Source organism: Paenibacillus sp. FSL R5-0636, from assembly GCF_037974255.1.
GTDB lineage: Bacteria > Bacillota > Bacilli > Paenibacillales > Paenibacillaceae > Paenibacillus_AQ > Paenibacillus_AQ odorifer.
The window spans coordinates 970,795-988,209 of sequence record NZ_CP150232.1 but is presented as its reverse complement, the minus strand read 5'-3'; the positions used below and the strand labels follow the sequence as shown (position 1 = coordinate 988,209).

Sequence of the window (17,415 nt, the reverse complement as noted above, 5' to 3'; positions counted from 1 at the left end):
TGCTCTGATTGCTGCGTATTGCGATTGTTGACGATGAGATCTTAATCCGCGAAGGACTGGCTCGAATGATCAGTAAAGAAAGCGCCGAATTTCTGGTCATCGGCACCTACTCCGACGGAAAACATCTATTAGATGAGTTAACCACACTTCAACTTGATGTTGTGATTACAGATATTCGTATGCCGCAAATCAATGGTTTGGAGCTGATTAAGCAGTTAAAAGCCACCCACCCGCAGATCTACTCTATTCTAATGAGTGGATTTGTTGAATTTAATTATGCCCGAGAAGCCATCCGCAGCTCAGCTGTAGACTATTTATTAAAACCAATCAATAAAGAGCAGCTGTTCGAGCTGCTATATCGGCTAGACAAAGAACGGCAGCTCGCGCGCGACAAGGAAGAACGCCACCGTTCCGGGCTTTTATTGACATTCTTACATATCGAAGAGCCCTCTTCCCCTCTACTATTATCCAGCCTTACCTTGCCCCAGACTTATTTCTCGGTCTTTGTCCTCAAAGGGAGCACCAGAGAAACCGTCTGCTCCTGTGCAGACAGTCTGCGGCAAGAGAAGGCGTTGAGCTTTGACAGCTTAGAGCTTCAAAAGGGACTATACGTCTGGATTGTATATTCTGCTGAGCCGCTGTCAGACAACGATTTAAAAGATATCGGTGACATTATGCGGATATCTGCGCACGGAAAGATCCTACATGTAGGTACCAGCGGTTGTTATAATGAGGTTTCCAAGCTTAGACAGGCATACCTAGATGCTAAACAAGCGTGCAACCTGGGCATATATAATCCGGAGCCTGTGCATTACGCGAATATTCAGGATATTCAACAGCCGGAGATAAACATCCTGGATCACTTTAATACAATTAGAGAACCGCTGATCCATAACCTGCAGATTCTGAATGTGACAGGCATCTTAGAATGGGTTCATGACCTGTTCTCAGTGTTGAAAGCGCAACAAGCCGGCCCTGACCAAATTCTCCGTGTCTGTCGATGGATTGAAGAAACCGCACAAAAGGAACTGCAAGAATTCGAGGCCCGCAATAAAAGTGCTCCCGACCTCAGGTTGGATGACAGAATCGCGTCCAGCTTAAGCTTTAGCAACATTGAGGAGATATTTACCGCCCACTTTACAAATATTCTGACCGAAATTAGAACCCATCGTCTGGAAATGTCCGGTACAGCCATAGAAACCATCAAACGCTGGATATCCGCTAACTATAATCAGCATGCAGATCTGAACACTTTGGCGAATATGGTTTTTTTGACCCCAAGCTATTTAAGCAAGCTGTTCAAGCAAGAGACTGGACTTACACTGACGGACTACATCACCGAAATTCGGCTGCGCAAAGCCAAACATCTGCTCAAGAATGCTCCGGACCTAAAGGTTCACGAGATTGGGGCAGAGGTTGGATATGGCGACCCTGCCTATTTCAACAAGCTTTTTAAACGTGTTGTCGGGGTTACACCCAATGAATATAAACGAATTTCTATTGTATAAGGAGATTGATCACTTGCATTCAGAGCTTCAAAGAAATAGCGAAAATCATGAAATAACCGTCTACGACACAACAGAACTATATGGTGAAAAAGGCTCCTTCCGCGTTATGCAGTTCTCGAATCATGCCACTCAAGGTGCGATGGATCTTAATGACCCGCAACGAATTCTCTTTGAATATCCGCGGGCCATCATTCACTTCATGGAGTTCAACCTCCCCTCTTTTGAGGATGTTTTTCTTATTGGGCATGGAATTGGAACAATTGCCGGGCATTTTCCGGAGAAAAGATTTAAAGTAGCCGAGCTAGACAACGAAGTAGTCGAATTAAGCCGCCGCTGCTTTGGATACAGTCAAGATAACGTAGTGATCGGTGACGGACGTCAGATCCTTGAAGGTGAAGACCCGCAGGTATATGATTACATCATTTTGGATGCCTTTACTGCCGCTGGTACACCAAGGCATTTGATCTCCCGCGAATTTTTCAGTATTACCCGTTCCAAGCTGAACACAAGCGGATATATTCTCATGAATCTAATGGGAAAAGGTGAAAATGACCCGCTTATCAACGCGATTTATACGACGCTAGCCGAAGAGTACGCCTATATCAAAGCCTTTTCCCTGCCTTCAGAAGGGGCCGCCGATATCCAAAATATCATTATGGTTGGCGGCAGCACCCCTATCCGCTTTCAAGCCCGCCATTTGGCTGGCTTCAAAGAAATACAGCTGGGACAAGGATATCTGATTCAGGATTAATTCAGGATTAACTATAAAAAATGACCTCATCCTCCACTTCACTGTGGATTTCGAGGTCATTTTTGGGTTGTTTTCATACGGCACCATTTAAACCGGATTAGGCACAAAGCTGCCACCACGGCAATATTTCAAGTAATTCAATGCATGCACCTGGCCGGTCATTTCCAGCTCATCACGATACACTGGATCATGCCAGCCTTCGATATCAATCGTACCTTTATAACCCGCTTGGCGCAGGATGGTGATTACATCTACCCAATTGGTATCCCCGAAGCCAGGGGTCCGGTCCCATACATAAGGTTTGGGGCCATGAATACCGTATTCCTTGACGATGTCCCAAGCGATGGTCGCATCCTTGCCATGCACATGGAATACTTTATCCATCCATTTGCGCAGCTGCGGAAGCGGATCAATCAATGCGATCATCTGGTGGCAAGGCTCCCATTCCAATCCCAGATTATCTGCCGGAACAGCATTGAACATCTTCTCCCAGGCCGAAGGATTGTGAGCGATGTTCCACTCTCCGCTCTGCCAGTTTCCGCCCATAGCGCAATTCTCAAAAGCAATCCGCAGGCCGCGATCTGCCGCTCTCTTCGCCAGTTCTCCGAACACCTCTGTAAACTTCGGGATGGACTCATCAATGGACAAACCTGGCAATCGGCCAGTGAAGCCGCCTATAATATCTGTGCCAAATAAATGTGCATGATCAATCAGCCGCTCCCAGCTGGCCAACGTGTCGGCATTGTCGCCGCTGCCTGCGAGCGGATTGCCATAGATGCCCACAGAAGAGATGACAAAATCATGTTCAGCAGCTAACTCCCTCAGTCGTGCAGCCGTTTCTATCAAATCGGTTTCGCCGGTGGTCTGCCAAAAGTTCAGATTAAATGATTCAAATCCATGCCCCACAATTTGTGGAATGACCTTAACGGCTTCTCCACCACGTACAATCGTACCTATTCTCAGTGTATCTTGCATTTCGGTTCCACTCCAATAAAGGTTTATAGTGTGATCTTAACGAGGTTTAATCATCTTGCAGGAACCACGCTTGAGCAATACCGCATCATAGACAATATGCTGATGGTTTGAACGTCCGGAAATGAGGTCGAACAGAACACCTACACTGGATAAGGCCATTTCCGTACCCGGCTGGCTGATTGTATCAAGAGAAGGATGATAATATTCAGCCATCTCGATCCCGTCAAAGCCAATGATCGAAATGTCATCAGGGATAGATAACCCCGCGGTAAGCACCGCTTTGGCAGCACCAATGGCAATCGTGTCGGAAGCGGCAAATATAGCTGTAATTCCCTTGTTCTTGTTGAGCAGTCTTCGCGCAGCATTAAATCCCGAGCTGGGACTGTATTCACAATCCTCAACCAACCCTGAATCATAGGGCAGACCCTGCTCTTCGAGTGCTTTTTTGTAGCCCAAATACCGCCGGTTGCCCGTGGTTTCATCCAATAATGGAGACTTGGCTAAAAAGCCGATATTCGTATGACCTAATGAGATCAAATAATTGGTAGCCTTATAGGCTTCCTTCGTTTCATTGATAATAACGCTGGAAAAAATAAGCGGGTTCACCTCCTGCGTTGAGGTGATCGTTGTCAGCACAAACGGAACCGTCAGCTGTTTGAACTTCTCTTCAGAATGATCATAGGTTCCACCCATGAAGATAATCCCGCACAGATTCTTCTCCTTCACCAGTTGAATTGCAGCATTGATTTCATCGGTCCCATCCTCTACTTGCTGGATAAGAAACGGGTAGCCCCGCAGATTGACCTGCCGTTCAATTTCTCTGATCATATTAGAGAAAAAAGGATTGGTAATCCCCTTGACCATTAGTGCAATGTTCTTAGATTGTGTAGTTTTCAAATTCCGCGCGTTGGAATTGGGAATATAATTGTATTCCTTAACCACACTCATCACTTTCTCACGTGTAGACTTGCTCACCGGTCCCTTGTTATTGATTACCCTGGAGACCGTCGAGATGCCCACACCGGAAATCCGCGCGATATCCTTGATATTTACATCCACTTTACTCCCCCATTTATGGGTAAAGGAGCTATATCGAATTATAGCTCCCTTACACCCCTTAACTTTCTTTAGTTGACAGGAACAAACGCAGCCAATTGCTTCTCTACTTCGGCAATGACCTTGTCAACTCCTGCTTTTTTCAGCTGATCGCGGTACTCTGCAACTGCTGCTTTTGGATCTTTGCTTGTTTTACCAAGCATCAATTGAATACCGAGCTGTGAATTCACGTTGGAAATCGAAGCAATTTCAGTTGTAACATTGGTTGGATCAAAGCTGAAGCCATTGTAAGGATCATCGATAGCCACTTTATCCCATTCTGCGAATAAGGAGTTACGGATTGGGTTTTCTGTATCCGTAGGAACTACGAATTTGTCATTACGAAGTGACCAAGCAGCGAAACCTCCGCCGTCCGTTTTATCGTTGAAGCCTGCAGGCTGCTTTTTAACACCATTTTCCATAACATATTGTTTGCCTTCAATACCGTTTTGGATGAGGTTGTAGTAGCTTTCATCGGTCATGAACTTCTCGATCACCATCAGAGCGCGCTCTGGATTAGCTGAGTTCGTGCTGATTACAGTCGAGTTGTCAACGCCCATCTTACGTTTGATCTTCTTATTAGCTTCCGCAAAAGTAAAGAAGTAAGGATCAGATTCCGGTTGTGCCTTCAAATCCGCACCGTATTGGCCGATCCAGTCCTGAGCATGAGTCAAATAACCTGCGGAGTTAGCTGCTCTGAAGTTATCCTTACTGCCTAGGGTTGCAGACAGCACATCTTTACTCCAGTAACCCTTATCCGCCCATTCACGCATCTTCACAGCCCAATCTTCAAATTCCTGAGTGAAGGCTGGATGGAAGACGGTCTTGTAGTCCTCTGGACTTTTAGTCACAAGATTCAGCTCATTCAAAGATATACCAGGAGCGTTAAGCCACATCCCTGTAGTATCTACGAGCATTCTGAACATATTGGCTGCATCTTCTGCCTTGCCGTTAATTGGCGGGAAGGACTCATTAGCAACCACATTATCCATGTATTTAACCATATCATCAATGGAAGTGATTTTGTCCATTCCGTATTTCTTCAGCAAGTCAGAACGATAGGCATAACCGGCAGGTGTGTATTCGCTATAAAGACTTGGTACACCATAAATTTTGCCTTTGTATTTTGTATTTTCCCACACACTTTCCGGGATTTCCGCTTTCAGCTTAGGAGCAACTTTATCCAGCATATCTGTAAGGTCCACTAGAGCGCCTTCACTAGCCAATGTGAAATAAGACACAGGAGCTCCGGGAGATGCATGCGACATATCAAATTCTTCGCCTGAAGCAAAAAGCAGCGGGTACTTAGTAGCGATATCCGGCCAGTCAATATACTTCACTTCAATCGTAGCGTTTAGATCAGCTTTGAGCTTCTTGTTAATCTCAGCGAGGATTTCTTTATTTTTAACTCCTTCGCTGCCCCACAGGTAGTACACCAGCTTAGCTTCCTTGGAAGTATCCACTCCGCCTGCATTGGCTGAAGCCTCTGGAGCTTTCGTGGCTGCCGGATCATTACTCGGCTCATTGTTGTTCTTGGATGTGCAGGCTGTCAGTGCTCCAGTAAGCATGAGGACAGCAATTAAAGAAGACGCGATCTTTTTACCTTTCATTTAGGTAAGCCTCCCTTTTCTCTTCTATTTATGAAACTTTCATTTATAATAAACGCTCTTCGAAAAGAAGATTGCGTCCATTAACCCTTTACAGCCCCGATGGTGAGGCCTGTTACGAAATAACGCTGTACAAATGGATACAGGAGAATAATCGGTCCAGTGGCCAGCACAGCTGTAGCCATCTTGATGGATTGCGTCGGAAGATCAGCAGTATTGATAACCGCTCCCGAGTTGATTAGCGCTCCTAGGTTCGTCTGATTGACCATTCGCTGCAAAAAGTATTGGAGCGGATATTTCGTCGGACTGTCAATATACAACATCCCGTTATACCACTCATTCCAGAAGCCTAGTGCTGAGAAAAGCCCGATGGTAGCCAATGATGGAACCGCCAGCGGAATAAATATCCGCCAATAGATGCGAAAGTCGCCAGCACCGTCAATGGTAGCGGATTCATATAAGGAATCCGGAATCGCCTTCATGAAATTACGCATCAGGAAGATGGACCATGCGCCAACTACACCTGGCAGAATCATAGCGAATAAGCTGTCCTTCATATGCAGGTGCTTCACCATCAGGATGTATGTCGGAATCAAGCCGCCACTGAATAGTGTTGTAAAGTAAATCAAGAAGGAAAAGAAGTTGCGATACTTGAAATCCTTACGGTTGAGCACGAATCCGGCCATCGACATCATAAACAGTCCGAGTACCGTACCCACTACGGTAATGAAGATAGTTACCTGATAAGCATTCACCAGCTGAGTAGAGTTGTTGAATAGCATCTCGTAAGCTTTAAAGGAAAATGCCTTCGGCAGCAGCTTATAACCTTCACGAACAATTTCCTGCTCGTTCATGAACGATGAGGAGATCATCAACGCGAAGGGGAATAAACAGAATAGCGCAAAGATTGCGATACAGATATAACTGACTGCTTTTATGAGAATGCTTCCGGAATCCTGTTTGATGGTCGTATTTTCCATATTTATCACCCCTGTTTCGTGTCTAGTCTTAGAACAAAGCGCTGTCCGGTTCTACCTTACGTACAATAAAGTTAACCACAAGCACCAGAATCAGGCCGAATAAGGATTGGTAGAAGCCCACTGCGGCACCCATAGAGAAGTTGAATTGTCCCACCAGTGAACGGAAGACATAGGTATCGATGATATCTGTCTGCGGATACAGTACGGAGTTCGTACCGATCAGATTATAGAAAAGGTCAAAGGATCCCTTGAGAATTCCACCCATACCGAACAGTAGAAGCAGAATAAAGGTTGGCTTCAGAATCGGCAAGGTCATATAACGGATTCGCTGCCAGGTAGTCGCTCCATCCATATAAGCAGCCTCGTACAGATCATGATTAATTCCTGTGATCGTTGCCAGATAAACAATCATTCCATATCCGGTACCCGCCCAGATCTTGAAAGCCACAATAATATATTTCCAGATGCCCGGATCGGAATAGAACTCGTAACGGTCTAGCCCCATTCCAGTTAACATCGTATTGATAAACCCGGAATTGAAATTGAATATATTGTAGGCAAACACACCGACGATAACCATGGAGATGAAATTCGGTAACAGGATAACGGATTGTGATATTTTTTTGAACCACTTGCCTGAGATCTCAGACAACATAATGGCAAATACTATTTGAATGATATTACCTAGAGCTAGAAAGACGATATTATAGAGCAGCGTATTCTTGGTAATATTCCATAGATCCCCATTTTGAACCAGAAACTCAAAGTTCTTAAGGCCGATAAAGTTACTTCCAAAAATCCCCTTATTGAGCTTGTAATCTACAAATGCGACGTAAGCTCCAGGCATTACAGCATAGTGAAAGATAACGAAATATACGATTACAGGCAGCAACATTAGAAAAAGAACTTTGTTCTTAATGACTTCCCGAACAATGTTTCCACCCACAAGCTTCAGTCTCGCCAAAGTGCCCACCTCCAATTTGAAAGATGCATTCAGTCACATGCATAAATTACCTTCCTTTCTTGTCCAGCAGCCAGAATAAAAACAGTTTGCCCAACCTTCATAAAAAAGTGTATCGAGCGTTGTAGAAACGTTTCCAGTGTTTCTGTAAAACTCTCTGTGTGAGAAGCATACTCCCAAAATGTATGCGCTGTCAATTCATTTTATTTTTGAATTACAAGTACTAAAGTTACATTTTTCACGTAAAAAAATATAAATTAGCTGTTTTTCCAAAGGCGATTGACTTTTTTTGGTGTTCAGACTAATATCGAGGTGTATCGTTTGTGGAAACGTTTTTATACTTTTCTTTCATAGACATGTCAGTCTCCATATGTAACATCTTAATGATGCAATCCTCTTCTGATTTAATTCATGCCTCATCCCTGTATCCGAAGAGAAAAATGCTATGATTTTCACAACAATTGAACCTGATTATAGCTCAGGCCCATTCCGCATCTCGGAGCTGCGTGCCAGGAGAGTTAACGGTTCACTCCCATCCTTATCGCCTATATAACGTAAGCTTTGCAAATAAAAATCATGCTTACGCTGCCCGGCGGGGAACTACACATCTATTTAACAAACTAACTTTCGATGCGCTCACGAGGAAGGAGTTAACCATGACTAAAACGTTTATCCAAGATCTTGTGAACGATATGACCCTGGACGAAAAGCTGGCCCAATTAACCCAGCTAGGTCCTCACTATTGGGGTTTGGACGATACCGTGGATTTAACCGGACCATTTAAGGAACTGAACATTAAGCCGCAGGTAATGGAGAGTATCGGAAGTGTTCTTAACGGTATTGGAGCCCGGAATGTAATCGAGCAGCAGACCCGACATTTGCAAACCAGCAGACAAAAGATTCCTCTGCTCTTCATGGCGGATGTCATTCACGGCTACCGGACCATCCTCCCGATTCCGCTGGCCATGGGCAGCAGCTTTGACCTTGAAGCCTGTGAAAGGTTTGCCGAAATCGCCGCCAAGGAAAGTGCGGCTGCCGGTATTCACGTTACCTTCTCGCCCATGACGGATCTCGTACGCGACCCGCGCTGGGGACGCGTCATGGAGACATCTGGTGAGGATCCCTATCTGAATGCCCGTGTCACCGAAAGTATGGTGCGGGGTTATCAGGGCAAAGACCTAAAAGAAAAAGGACGCATCGCTGCCTGTGTGAAGCATTTCGCTGGTTACGGTGCTCCCGAAGGCGGACGGGAATACAACACAGTGGATATGTCTTCCGGCGTATTGCGTGAGTTCTACCTGCCAGCCTATAAGGCTGCCGTAGATGCTGGAGTGGCCATGGTTATGGCCGCATTTAATACCATTGACCGTATCCCGGCAAGTGGTAATTCCGAGCTTCTTCGCGGGATTTTACGGGAAGAATGGGGCTTCAACGGCGTTACCATCGCCGATTTCAATTCCGTTAATGAGCTGATTCCCCATGGCGCCGCGATAGATGGCCGTGAGGCAGCGGAGAAAAGTCTGGCTGCTGGGCTGGATATTGAGATGATGTCCACTCACTATCTAAACCACGGCGCTGCTCTGGTCGAGGAAGGCAAGCTTGACATCGCCTTGATCGATGAAGCCGTCATCCGGGTGCTGGAGCTCAAGGATGCGCTCGGCCTGTTCGATAATCCATTCAAGGATGCAGATCCGCTGGTGGATGATGCTCCGAAACCTAGCGCGGAGCATCTGCAGGCCGCACGGGAGCTTGGAGCTAGCTCAGTTGTGCTGCTCAAAAACGACAATGAAGCTCTGCCCCTTAAACGTGGCATGAAGATTGGTCTGGCTGGTCCTTTCGCCACCTCCATTCATGTGCTGGGCGGTTGGGCCGGGACAGAAAAAGATCCGGCTGTATCACTCTACACCGGCATTTTGCAAAAAACATCTGCCGAAGATATACTTACGGCCATGACTGGTGAGCTGGGAAGCATGCTTGAGGGTGTTTTTGATGTGGAGGATGAAATCGAGGACGCCTACCAGCAGCTGCAGGATTGTGATGTAATTCTCGCTGCTGTCGGTGAGAATCAGCAGGATACCGGGGAAGGCGGAAGTAAAGCCAATCTCCGCCTATCGGCCAATCAGGAGAAGCTGATCTGGCGTCTGAAGGATACCGGCAAAAAGATCGTCACCATTGTATTCAGCGGCAGACCACTGGAGCTGAAACCCGTTCTTGATGCCAGCGACGCTCTGCTGCAGGCTTGGTTTCTGGGTACAGAGTCAGGAAATTCGCTGGCCGATGTGCTGTTCGGAGATTATAATCCTTCCGGACGTTTATCGATGAGCTTCCCCTACTCGGTTGGGCAAATTCCTGTTTATTACAATGCTTATCAAACGGGACGCCCTTATGATCCTATGTATCCTAATGTGCGTTACGTGACCCGTTATCTGGACTGCCCGAATGACCCGTTGTTCTGTTTTGGTTATGGCCTGAGCTATTCCAAGTTTACTTACAACAGCTTCAATGTTGAAGCTGCGGATCGGGTGGTTGCCTCCATTGAAGTAGAGAATACTTCGGACATCGCCGGCAAGGAAACCGTTCAGCTCTATATCCACGACGTCAGCGCAAGTGTCGTGCGCCCGGTCAAGGAACTGAAAGGTTTCCAGCAGATTACACTCGCACCGCATGAGAAACAGGTGGTTTCCTTCGAAATCACCAGAGAAATGTTAATGTTCTACGGGAAAGATGATCAGTTGGTCTTCGAGCCTGGGGAATATGATATTATGATCGGTAGAAACTCTGGAGATCATTGCACTCAGCGGATCTGGATCGGCTGACCTGCGTATAGCTATGCTTCTAACGACGTCAGCCCTCAACGCCCTCTTGGCGCAATGAGTGGTTGGCGCCTCCACAGCTTGCTATTCAATATTCGATAGTGAGGGAGATACTTCTAATGAGACACAGTTTATCATTTCAGCAAAATGGCACTTTTAAAATCGTACAATTTACCGATCTGCACTGGATGGATGGAAGAGCTGAGGATCAGCTTACCGAAGCACTGATGGAACGCATTCTGGATGCGGAACAACCTGATCTTGTGGTTTTCACGGGAGATCTTATTTACACTGGTCCTGTATCACCGGGAAACAAGGCATGCGAGCACCCCGCACAAGCATTTCGTGAGGCTGTCGCTGCCGTGGAGAGATCCGGCATCCCTTGGACCTTTGTATTTGGCAACCATGACACAGAAACTCTGATTTCAAAGAGTGAACTGATGCAAATTGCCCTGGAACATCCCCACTGCCTGACCGAAGCCGGTCCAGAAGAGCTGGAAGGCTCGGGCAATTACACTCTTGAAATTAAAGATCAGGAAGACCACGCGGCCGCTATTTTGTATTTTCTAGACTCTGGCGGCTATTCCGAGTATGAGGATATCCCGGGCTACAATTGGGTTGGGCGGAATCAGATCAACTGGCTGACGGCTGAATCTGCGCGGCTGAATCCGAAGACTGCTGAGAACAGGCTGCCTGCCTTGGCTTTCTTCCATATTCCAATTCCCGAATATCGGGATGTCTGGTCTACACAAGTCTGTCATGGGCATAAGTTTGAGCGTGTATGCTCACCTGAGGTGAACTCGGGCTTATTCTCGGCTTTGTTGGAAATGGGTGATGTGCTTGGCACCTTCTGTGGACATGACCATATCAACGATTTTAGCGGCAACCTGTATGGCATACGTCTTTCTTATGGCCGTGCTACCGGCTACAATACTTATGGAAAAGAAGGCTTTATGCGGGGAGCACGCGTCATAGAACTGGTCAAAGGCAACCAAGACTTCAATACCTGGCTTCGTCTTGATGACGGATCTGTTATAAATGAACAGCCGATTCATATGCCTGAACCTGCTGCCGATTCAGGACATTAATCTTTTATAGGATTAAATTTAAATACTGATTAAATGAACCAGTGCGCAGATGTTGTGCTGGTTCATTTTTTTGTGCAAATATTAGCTTGTCTCCATAATCCCCATTACATCACTTTTTTTGTTAAAATAGAGAAGTCGACGTATTAAGCACTACAGCGTCAGTCATGGAAACGGAGGCAAGTACCTGTGGATTATATTATTCTGGACATCGAATTCAACGGCCGTAAGTTTGCCAGCGAGCACCCTATGGAGGTCATTGAGATTGGAGCCGTCCGGTTAGACTCTTCACTGCAGTATAAGGATGAATTTTCTTCCTTGATCAAACCTATATATTTCTCCACCCTGAATTCCTTTATTAAGAAAAAAACCGGTATCCCTCAAGAGGAAATCGACATTGCCGCCCGCTTCCCCAAAGTCATCACTGCTTTTAGAGAGTGGCTTGATCTAAGTACAGATGGAGTTCTGCTGCTTACCTGGGGTGGCGAAGATATGAAGCGAATCATTCAGGATGTGCGCATGCACAAGATGGACGAATCCTACTGGATGTCCGCTACGTATTTCGATTTGCTCAAAGGAGTTCTACGTGCGCGTGGTCTTAGCAATGATGTCAGCGTGGAAAGCGCGATGGCATTGTTTGAGCTTGAGCCTACTGGATCTGCACACCGGGCGCTGGATGATGCACGGATGACGTCAGAGATCTTCCACGCCGTGTTTAAGGATCTGGATTTTGAACGTTCACAGCATTACGTAGATACCTTCTCCAATGCCAAAGAACGCAAAACAGTTAAGGTAGCCATTAAGGCAATGACCTCACAAAAAATTGTACCTACCTGGGACCTTGTCGTTGAACACTACTTCTCAGACAAAGCAACCCTTGCGGACCCTCGCAAGCTGGAGGAATTGCACAATTATTTCACAGCACAAATGGGCCATAAATAAATTCAGGCAGCAGCAAAGCTCAACATTATAGACTTATTCATAGCAGCGGCAGACTTCCCCATGATCATTCAGAGGGTAGCTGCCGCTGTTTTGGGTATGTTAAGAAAACCATTTGACCTTCACGTTACGTAAAGGTGTACATTTGAATTGTAGGAGGTGATACTACGGAATACACAGTGCAGAAGCTCGCAGAGTTAGCTGGAATCAGCACACGGACCCTGCGCTACTACGATGAGTTTGGCATTCTTAAGCCGGCGAGAATCAACTCTTCAGGGTATCGTATCTATGGCCGTACCGAAGTAGATCTACTACAGCAAATTTTGTTTTATCGGGAGCTTGGCTTAAGTCTGGAACGTATCAAGGCTATTATGACAGAGCCCTCATTCGACGGAGCCAAAGCGCTGCGGGAGCATCATGACAAGCTACTGGAAAAAAGACAGCAATTAGATCTATTAATCGCTAACGTCGAAAAGACGCTGGCTCAAAAAGAAGGGAGAATTACCATGAGTGATACTGAAAAATTCGAAGGCTTTAAGCAAAAGCTGGTAGATGATAACGAAAAGAAATATGGCCAAGAAATACGGGAGAAATACGGAGATGACACCATTAATCAATCCAACCAAAAGCTTAAAGGGATGACAGAAGAACAATATGCAGCTATACAACAGCTTGAGGAAGAGATGTTCGAAACGCTCTTGCAAGCGATGGAGCATGGAGATCCTGCCAGTGTATTGGCGCAAAAAAGTGCTGACCTACACCGTGAGTGGCTCTCCTTCTACTGGAATTCCTATTCCAAAGAAGCTCATGCTGGTGTTGCACAATTGTATGTTGATGATGAACGTTTTACCGAATACTATGACAAGCGCCACCCTGGACTCGCTGCGTTTCTAAGAGATGCCGTACATGTATATACGGGAAAAAATGTGTAAGCGCACGAACAATACTTTAAAATAGAAAAAGGTATCCGGATTATCCGGACACCTTTTTTTGCGGCAATAGCAATCAGCAGAAATCACAGACTGCGGTGCAACAGCGACAATGTATTCCTTAGCTCAGCGACAGCTACCTGTCCAGGCGCAGAAGGTTTATGTGCAGCTCCGAAGGTAAGCGCTGAACCGAAAATTTCACCAGCTAAACGGCTGATCACCCCGGCTCCCGCCATAGACATCGTTATAATCGGACGGTCTGCATATTTTTCCTTCATGATGTGTGTAGCTTCCAGCAAAGTTAGCACATCGCCTGCATCTTGGGGCATAACTGCAATTTTGGGCAAATCCCCGCCAAGCTCCTGCGCCTTGCATAACCGCGAGATGATCTCCTCTTTAGGAGGTGTTCCATGAAAATCATGATTTGAAATAATGACAGACACATTATGAGCATGAGCAGCTTCGACCAATAGCTTTACATCCTGCTCATCATTAAATAATTCAACATCTATTATATCTACTAGACCGCTCTCAGCAGCAGCTTTATTCAGTGCTGTGTAATATTCCGTGCTGACTTGCTTCTCTCCGCCTTCTTTTGCACTCCGAAAAGTAAAAATCAGCGGCAGATCTGGAATCACAGAACAGATTTCGCTTAGAGCATTCTTTACAGCTGCAACGTCTTCCACTTCAGCAAAAAAATCCGTCCGCCACTCCACCAAATCAGGTTGCAGTACTTTCAGCGCTTCCGCTTCCTGCTTCAGCTCAGACAAGGTCGCTCCAATTAGCGGAACACATATCTTAGGGATTCCTTCGCCGATGATCACATTTTTAACGGTTACTGTTCTGCTCATTATTTAAGCTCCTTATCCTATCTTATCTAGTATAGATCTTGAGTATCCTGTACTGTCTATTCTACAGCGAATTACGTTTTAGAAACTGCTCTACCTCGGACAACTGCGGCAATGAAGGGATCGCCCCTTCTTTCCCTACAGCCAATGCACCTACAGCATTAGCGAAGCTCACAGCTTCCTCCAAAGTCTTTCCTAAGACCAGCTGCTGGGCTAATGCGCCATTAAATGAGTCACCGGCAGCAACTGTATCTACCGCCTTTACCGGGAAGCCTGGAACAGCCTTGGCACCTTCAGCATTCACAATCAGGGCACCTTTTGAACCCAAGGTTACAATTACGTTCTGTACTCCTTTTTGCAGCAAAATACGGGCTGCCTGCTCAGCAGTCTCTGCGCTATCTACAGTCATTCCGGACAAAATCCCGGCTTCCGTCTCATTAGGTGTCAGGTAAGATACCTGAGCCAGCATCTCATCCTTTAGCACTCTAGCTGGTGCAGGATTAAGGATGACCGGAATCCCCTTACGATGGGCAATCGCAATCGCCTGCTCACTCATCGCCAGATCCATTTCAAGCTGCAGCACAATGATCTTAGTCTGGCTAATCACAGCCTCCAATGCCTGAATATCCTCTACCGTAAGCTCAATATTCGCTCCAGGTACCACGATAATCCGATTTTCTCCATCTTCTTCAATAATGATCGAGGCGACTCCTGTTGCCTGATGTTCACTTACGGAAATATGCTCTATATGAATGCCTTCATTCCTGATAATCTCCAGCATTTCGCTACCAAAGGTATCTTTTCCAACTCTTCCGATCATACTAACCTCTGCACCCAGACGTGCTGCGGCAACGGCCTGATTTGCCCCTTTTCCGCCAGGAGATAGAGCAAAGGCTTGTCCAATTAGGGTTTCTCCAGCATCCGGTGACCGGTTTGTACGTACTACCATGTCCATATTCAAGCTTCCAATCACAACTATATCCAACTTAGACACCACCATTAATTATTTCTTCAATCTCTTTATCTTAGGGGCTTCTGTCCACTTTATCAATCAATTCCGCTCAATTGGATTCAAAATGGTTGTTTTCACCAAATTGACGTTATGCTTTTATTCATCGAGTGTGCTAGAATAGTGGTGCAATCGCTTCCACAATGATTGCTGCACTATTTTGAGCAAACGTTTGCACCTGAGATAATGCCCGCAGCTTCACTGCAATTTAATCTAATCCGTGATTAGGAGGCTTATCAAGTGAACGAACAAAAATTACCGTCAGTCGCTTATTTTAGTATGGAGTACGGGCTGCATTCCGATTTCAAAATGTATGCCGGAGGTCTGGGCATTCTTGCCGGAGACTACATTAAGGGTGCAAAAGATATCAACGCCCCTATCATCCCTATTGGGCTGAAGTGGAAACAAGGTTACACGGACCAAAAGATTGATGCAAACGGCAATCCGTACGACTCCTATCACAATTATGTTTATGAGTTTCTTGAAGATACAGGGGTTAAGGTAACTGTTAAAGTCCGAAAAACCGATGTGGTATGCAAAGTATGGAAAACTGATTATTTTGGCAACAGCACATTGTATTTACTGGATACAGATATACCCGAGAATAATGATGCCTGGATCACAGGCCAATTGTATGGTTGGTTCGGCGAAGAACGGATCGCACAAGAGATCGTGCTTGGGATTGGTGGAGTCAAAGCTATGCGTGCGCTGCAAATCCCTATTGATGTCTATCACTTCAATGAGGGTCATGCGGCTCTAGCGGCTATCGAGCTAATCCGTGAAAAAATGTCCGGAGGCCATACCTTCGAAGAAGCTTGGAAAGCGACTCGCGAAGAAGTAGTATTCACTACCCACACACCAATCAAAGAAGGCAACGAAACCCATCCTCTCGACCGACTTGAGTATATGAGTGCGTTCAACGGCTTAACCCGTGACCAGATGGAGCGGATCGGCGGCGAGCCATTTAATATGACGGTTGCAGGTCTAAGGCTGTCACGTATCTCCAACGCAGTTGCCCAGCTACACGCCGATACGGCTAATAAAATGTGGAAGGAAGTAGCCGGAAGATCAGAAATTATAGGCATTACTAATGCCATCCATACTCCTACCTGGGTAGATGAAAGAATGACGCAAGCCTACGAACAAGATGGCGACTTATGGGCAGTGCATAAAGAGATCAAGGGAGAACTGATCCAGTTCATCAAAGAACGTTCCGGCATTAGCTTAAATGCTGACAATCTACTCATTGGCTTCTCACGCAGAGCAGCTCCATATAAACGAAGCGACCTGATCTTCTCGCAGCCAGAAATTATCGAACCTTATCTGGAGTCTGGAAAGATACAAATTGTATTCTCCGGCAAAGCGCACCCACTCGATGATAACGGTAAAAAAATCGTCAGCAACCTAGTAGCGATGATGAAAAAGTATCCAAAGAGTGTGGTGTTCCTCGAGAATTACGATATGACGATTGGCGCCCAGCTGACGCGCGGTGCCGATATTTGGCTCAACAATCCACGTAGACCATTGGAAGCCAGCGGCACCTCCGGGATGAAAGCAGCTATGAACGGTGTATTGAACTGTTCTATTCTGGATGGCTGGTGGCCGGAAGCCTGCATCGATGGTGAGAATGGCTGGCAGATTGGAGACGGCTTCGAAACTACAGACTTTGAGGTGCTGGATAAGCATGATAGTGATGCACTGTACGACACCTTATTGAAACGTGTGCTCCCAACCTTTTACGAGAATCGTAAACAATGGGTGCAAATGATGAAAAAGAGTATCGAAACCACCCGTACGGAGTTTGCCACCAAAAGAATGCTAGATGAATATTACAACAGAATGTACATTAAAGCCTAAGTACAAGAACCGAATATCTTCTATATCAAAAAATGCAGCGCACCCCTCCAGTCATGGT

14 protein-coding genes are annotated in these 17,415 nt (G+C 46.0%); 7 read left to right on the top strand and 7 right to left on the bottom strand.

Annotation, left to right across the window (positions count from 1 at the left end):
• Positions 1 to 8: 8 nt before the first annotated feature.
• Together MKX34_RS04275 and MKX34_RS04270 are read left to right on the top strand one after the other, a co-directional pair.
• Entirely contained in the window at positions 9 to 1,508 is a 1,500-nt protein-coding gene (locus MKX34_RS04275) for a response regulator (protein WP_076296122.1), read from the top strand.
• Positions 1,480 to 2,259, top strand: coding sequence for a fused MFS/spermidine synthase (locus MKX34_RS04270; RefSeq protein WP_076296121.1), 780 nt, complete (start codon positions 1,480 to 1,482; stop codon positions 2,257 to 2,259). The genes MKX34_RS04275 and MKX34_RS04270 overlap by 29 nt, the downstream gene beginning before the upstream one ends.
• 87 nt (positions 2,260 to 2,346) lie before the next feature.
• Here MKX34_RS04270 and MKX34_RS04265 read toward each other — a convergent pair whose 3' ends face one another.
• The 5 genes from MKX34_RS04265 to MKX34_RS04245 all read right to left on the bottom strand — a co-directional run bounded on the left by MKX34_RS04265 (position 2,347) and on the right by MKX34_RS04245 (position 7,889).
• Positions 2,347 to 3,234 (bottom strand): sugar phosphate isomerase/epimerase family protein, encoded by an 888-nt coding sequence (locus tag MKX34_RS04265; protein WP_076194375.1) that lies wholly within the window; start codon positions 3,232 to 3,234, stop codon positions 2,347 to 2,349.
• A gap of 36 nt (positions 3,235 to 3,270) precedes the next feature.
• Entirely contained in the window at positions 3,271 to 4,293 is a 1,023-nt protein-coding gene (locus tag MKX34_RS04260; RefSeq protein ID WP_036686912.1) for a LacI family DNA-binding transcriptional regulator, read from the bottom strand.
• A 68-nt stretch (positions 4,294 to 4,361) separates the two neighbouring features.
• Entirely contained in the window at positions 4,362 to 5,939 is a 1,578-nt protein-coding gene (locus MKX34_RS04255; RefSeq protein ID WP_076105428.1) for a DUF3502 domain-containing protein, read from the bottom strand.
• A gap of 80 nt (positions 5,940 to 6,019) precedes the next feature.
• Positions 6,020 to 6,916, bottom strand: a complete 897-nt coding sequence (locus tag MKX34_RS04250; protein WP_036686906.1) for a carbohydrate ABC transporter permease — start codon at positions 6,914 to 6,916, stop codon at positions 6,020 to 6,022.
• 28 nt (positions 6,917 to 6,944) lie between these two features.
• Positions 6,945 to 7,889: an ABC transporter permease subunit gene (locus tag MKX34_RS04245; RefSeq protein ID WP_305953532.1), complete on the bottom strand. Its 945-nt coding sequence runs from the start codon at positions 7,887 to 7,889 to the stop codon at positions 6,945 to 6,947.
• Positions 7,890 to 8,533: 644 nt separating this feature from the next.
• On the opposite strand from MKX34_RS04245, the gene bglX reads away from it, so the two are divergent.
• From bglX to MKX34_RS04225, 4 genes are all read left to right on the top strand, one after another.
• Positions 8,534 to 10,693: a beta-glucosidase BglX gene (bglX, locus tag MKX34_RS04240; RefSeq protein ID WP_076296120.1), complete on the top strand. Its 2,160-nt coding sequence runs from the start codon at positions 8,534 to 8,536 to the stop codon at positions 10,691 to 10,693.
• Positions 10,694 to 10,809: 116 nt separating this feature from the next.
• Positions 10,810 to 11,778, top strand: coding sequence for a metallophosphoesterase family protein (locus MKX34_RS04235; RefSeq protein WP_076296119.1), 969 nt, complete (start codon positions 10,810 to 10,812; stop codon positions 11,776 to 11,778).
• A gap of 186 nt (positions 11,779 to 11,964) precedes the next feature.
• Positions 11,965 to 12,717: a 3'-5' exonuclease gene (locus MKX34_RS04230; RefSeq protein ID WP_076296118.1), complete on the top strand. Its 753-nt coding sequence runs from the start codon at positions 11,965 to 11,967 to the stop codon at positions 12,715 to 12,717.
• A gap of 176 nt (positions 12,718 to 12,893) precedes the next feature.
• Positions 12,894 to 13,646, top strand: a complete 753-nt coding sequence (locus tag MKX34_RS04225; RefSeq protein ID WP_256717588.1) for a MerR family transcriptional regulator — start codon at positions 12,894 to 12,896, stop codon at positions 13,644 to 13,646.
• An 83-nt stretch (positions 13,647 to 13,729) separates the two neighbouring features.
• Here MKX34_RS04225 and aroD read toward each other — a convergent pair whose 3' ends face one another.
• Together aroD and rbsK are read right to left on the bottom strand one after the other, a co-directional pair.
• Positions 13,730 to 14,494 carry a type I 3-dehydroquinate dehydratase gene (gene aroD / locus MKX34_RS04220; RefSeq protein WP_076296116.1) on the bottom strand — a complete coding sequence of 255 codons (765 nt, stop codon included), beginning with the start codon at positions 14,492 to 14,494 and terminating at the stop codon, positions 13,730 to 13,732.
• Positions 14,495 to 14,555: 61 nt separating this feature from the next.
• Complete coding sequence (gene rbsK / locus MKX34_RS04215) at positions 14,556 to 15,485, bottom strand: ribokinase (protein ID WP_218642108.1); 930 nt, start codon at positions 15,483 to 15,485, stop codon at positions 14,556 to 14,558.
• 255 nt (positions 15,486 to 15,740) lie between these two features.
• Between rbsK and glgP the strand changes: the two genes are divergently transcribed.
• A complete protein-coding gene (gene glgP, locus MKX34_RS04210; RefSeq protein ID WP_036686887.1) occupies positions 15,741 to 17,357 on the top strand; it encodes an alpha-glucan family phosphorylase in 1,617 nt (538 codons plus the stop codon).
• Positions 17,358 to 17,415 lie beyond the last annotated feature (58 nt).

What these genes read in the sequence shown, in the direction of transcription:
- MKX34_RS04270 (WP_076296121.1), top strand. Translation starts at nt 1,480, where the DNA reads ATGAATATAAACGAATTTCTATTGTATAAGGAGATTGATCACTTGCAT.
- MKX34_RS04265 (WP_076194375.1), bottom strand. Translation starts at nt 3,234, where the DNA reads ATGCAAGATACACTGAGAATAGGTACGATTGTACGTGGTGGAGAAGCC.
- MKX34_RS04255 (WP_076105428.1), bottom strand. Translation starts at nt 5,939, where the DNA reads ATGAAAGGTAAAAAGATCGCGTCTTCTTTAATTGCTGTCCTCATGCTT.
- MKX34_RS04250 (WP_036686906.1), bottom strand. Translation starts at nt 6,916, where the DNA reads ATGGAAAATACGACCATCAAACAGGATTCCGGAAGCATTCTCATAAAA.
- bglX (WP_076296120.1), top strand. Translation starts at nt 8,534, where the DNA reads ATGACTAAAACGTTTATCCAAGATCTTGTGAACGATATGACCCTGGAC.
- MKX34_RS04235 (WP_076296119.1), top strand. Translation starts at nt 10,810, where the DNA reads ATGAGACACAGTTTATCATTTCAGCAAAATGGCACTTTTAAAATCGTA.
- aroD (WP_076296116.1), bottom strand. Translation starts at nt 14,494, where the DNA reads ATGAGCAGAACAGTAACCGTTAAAAATGTGATCATCGGCGAAGGAATC.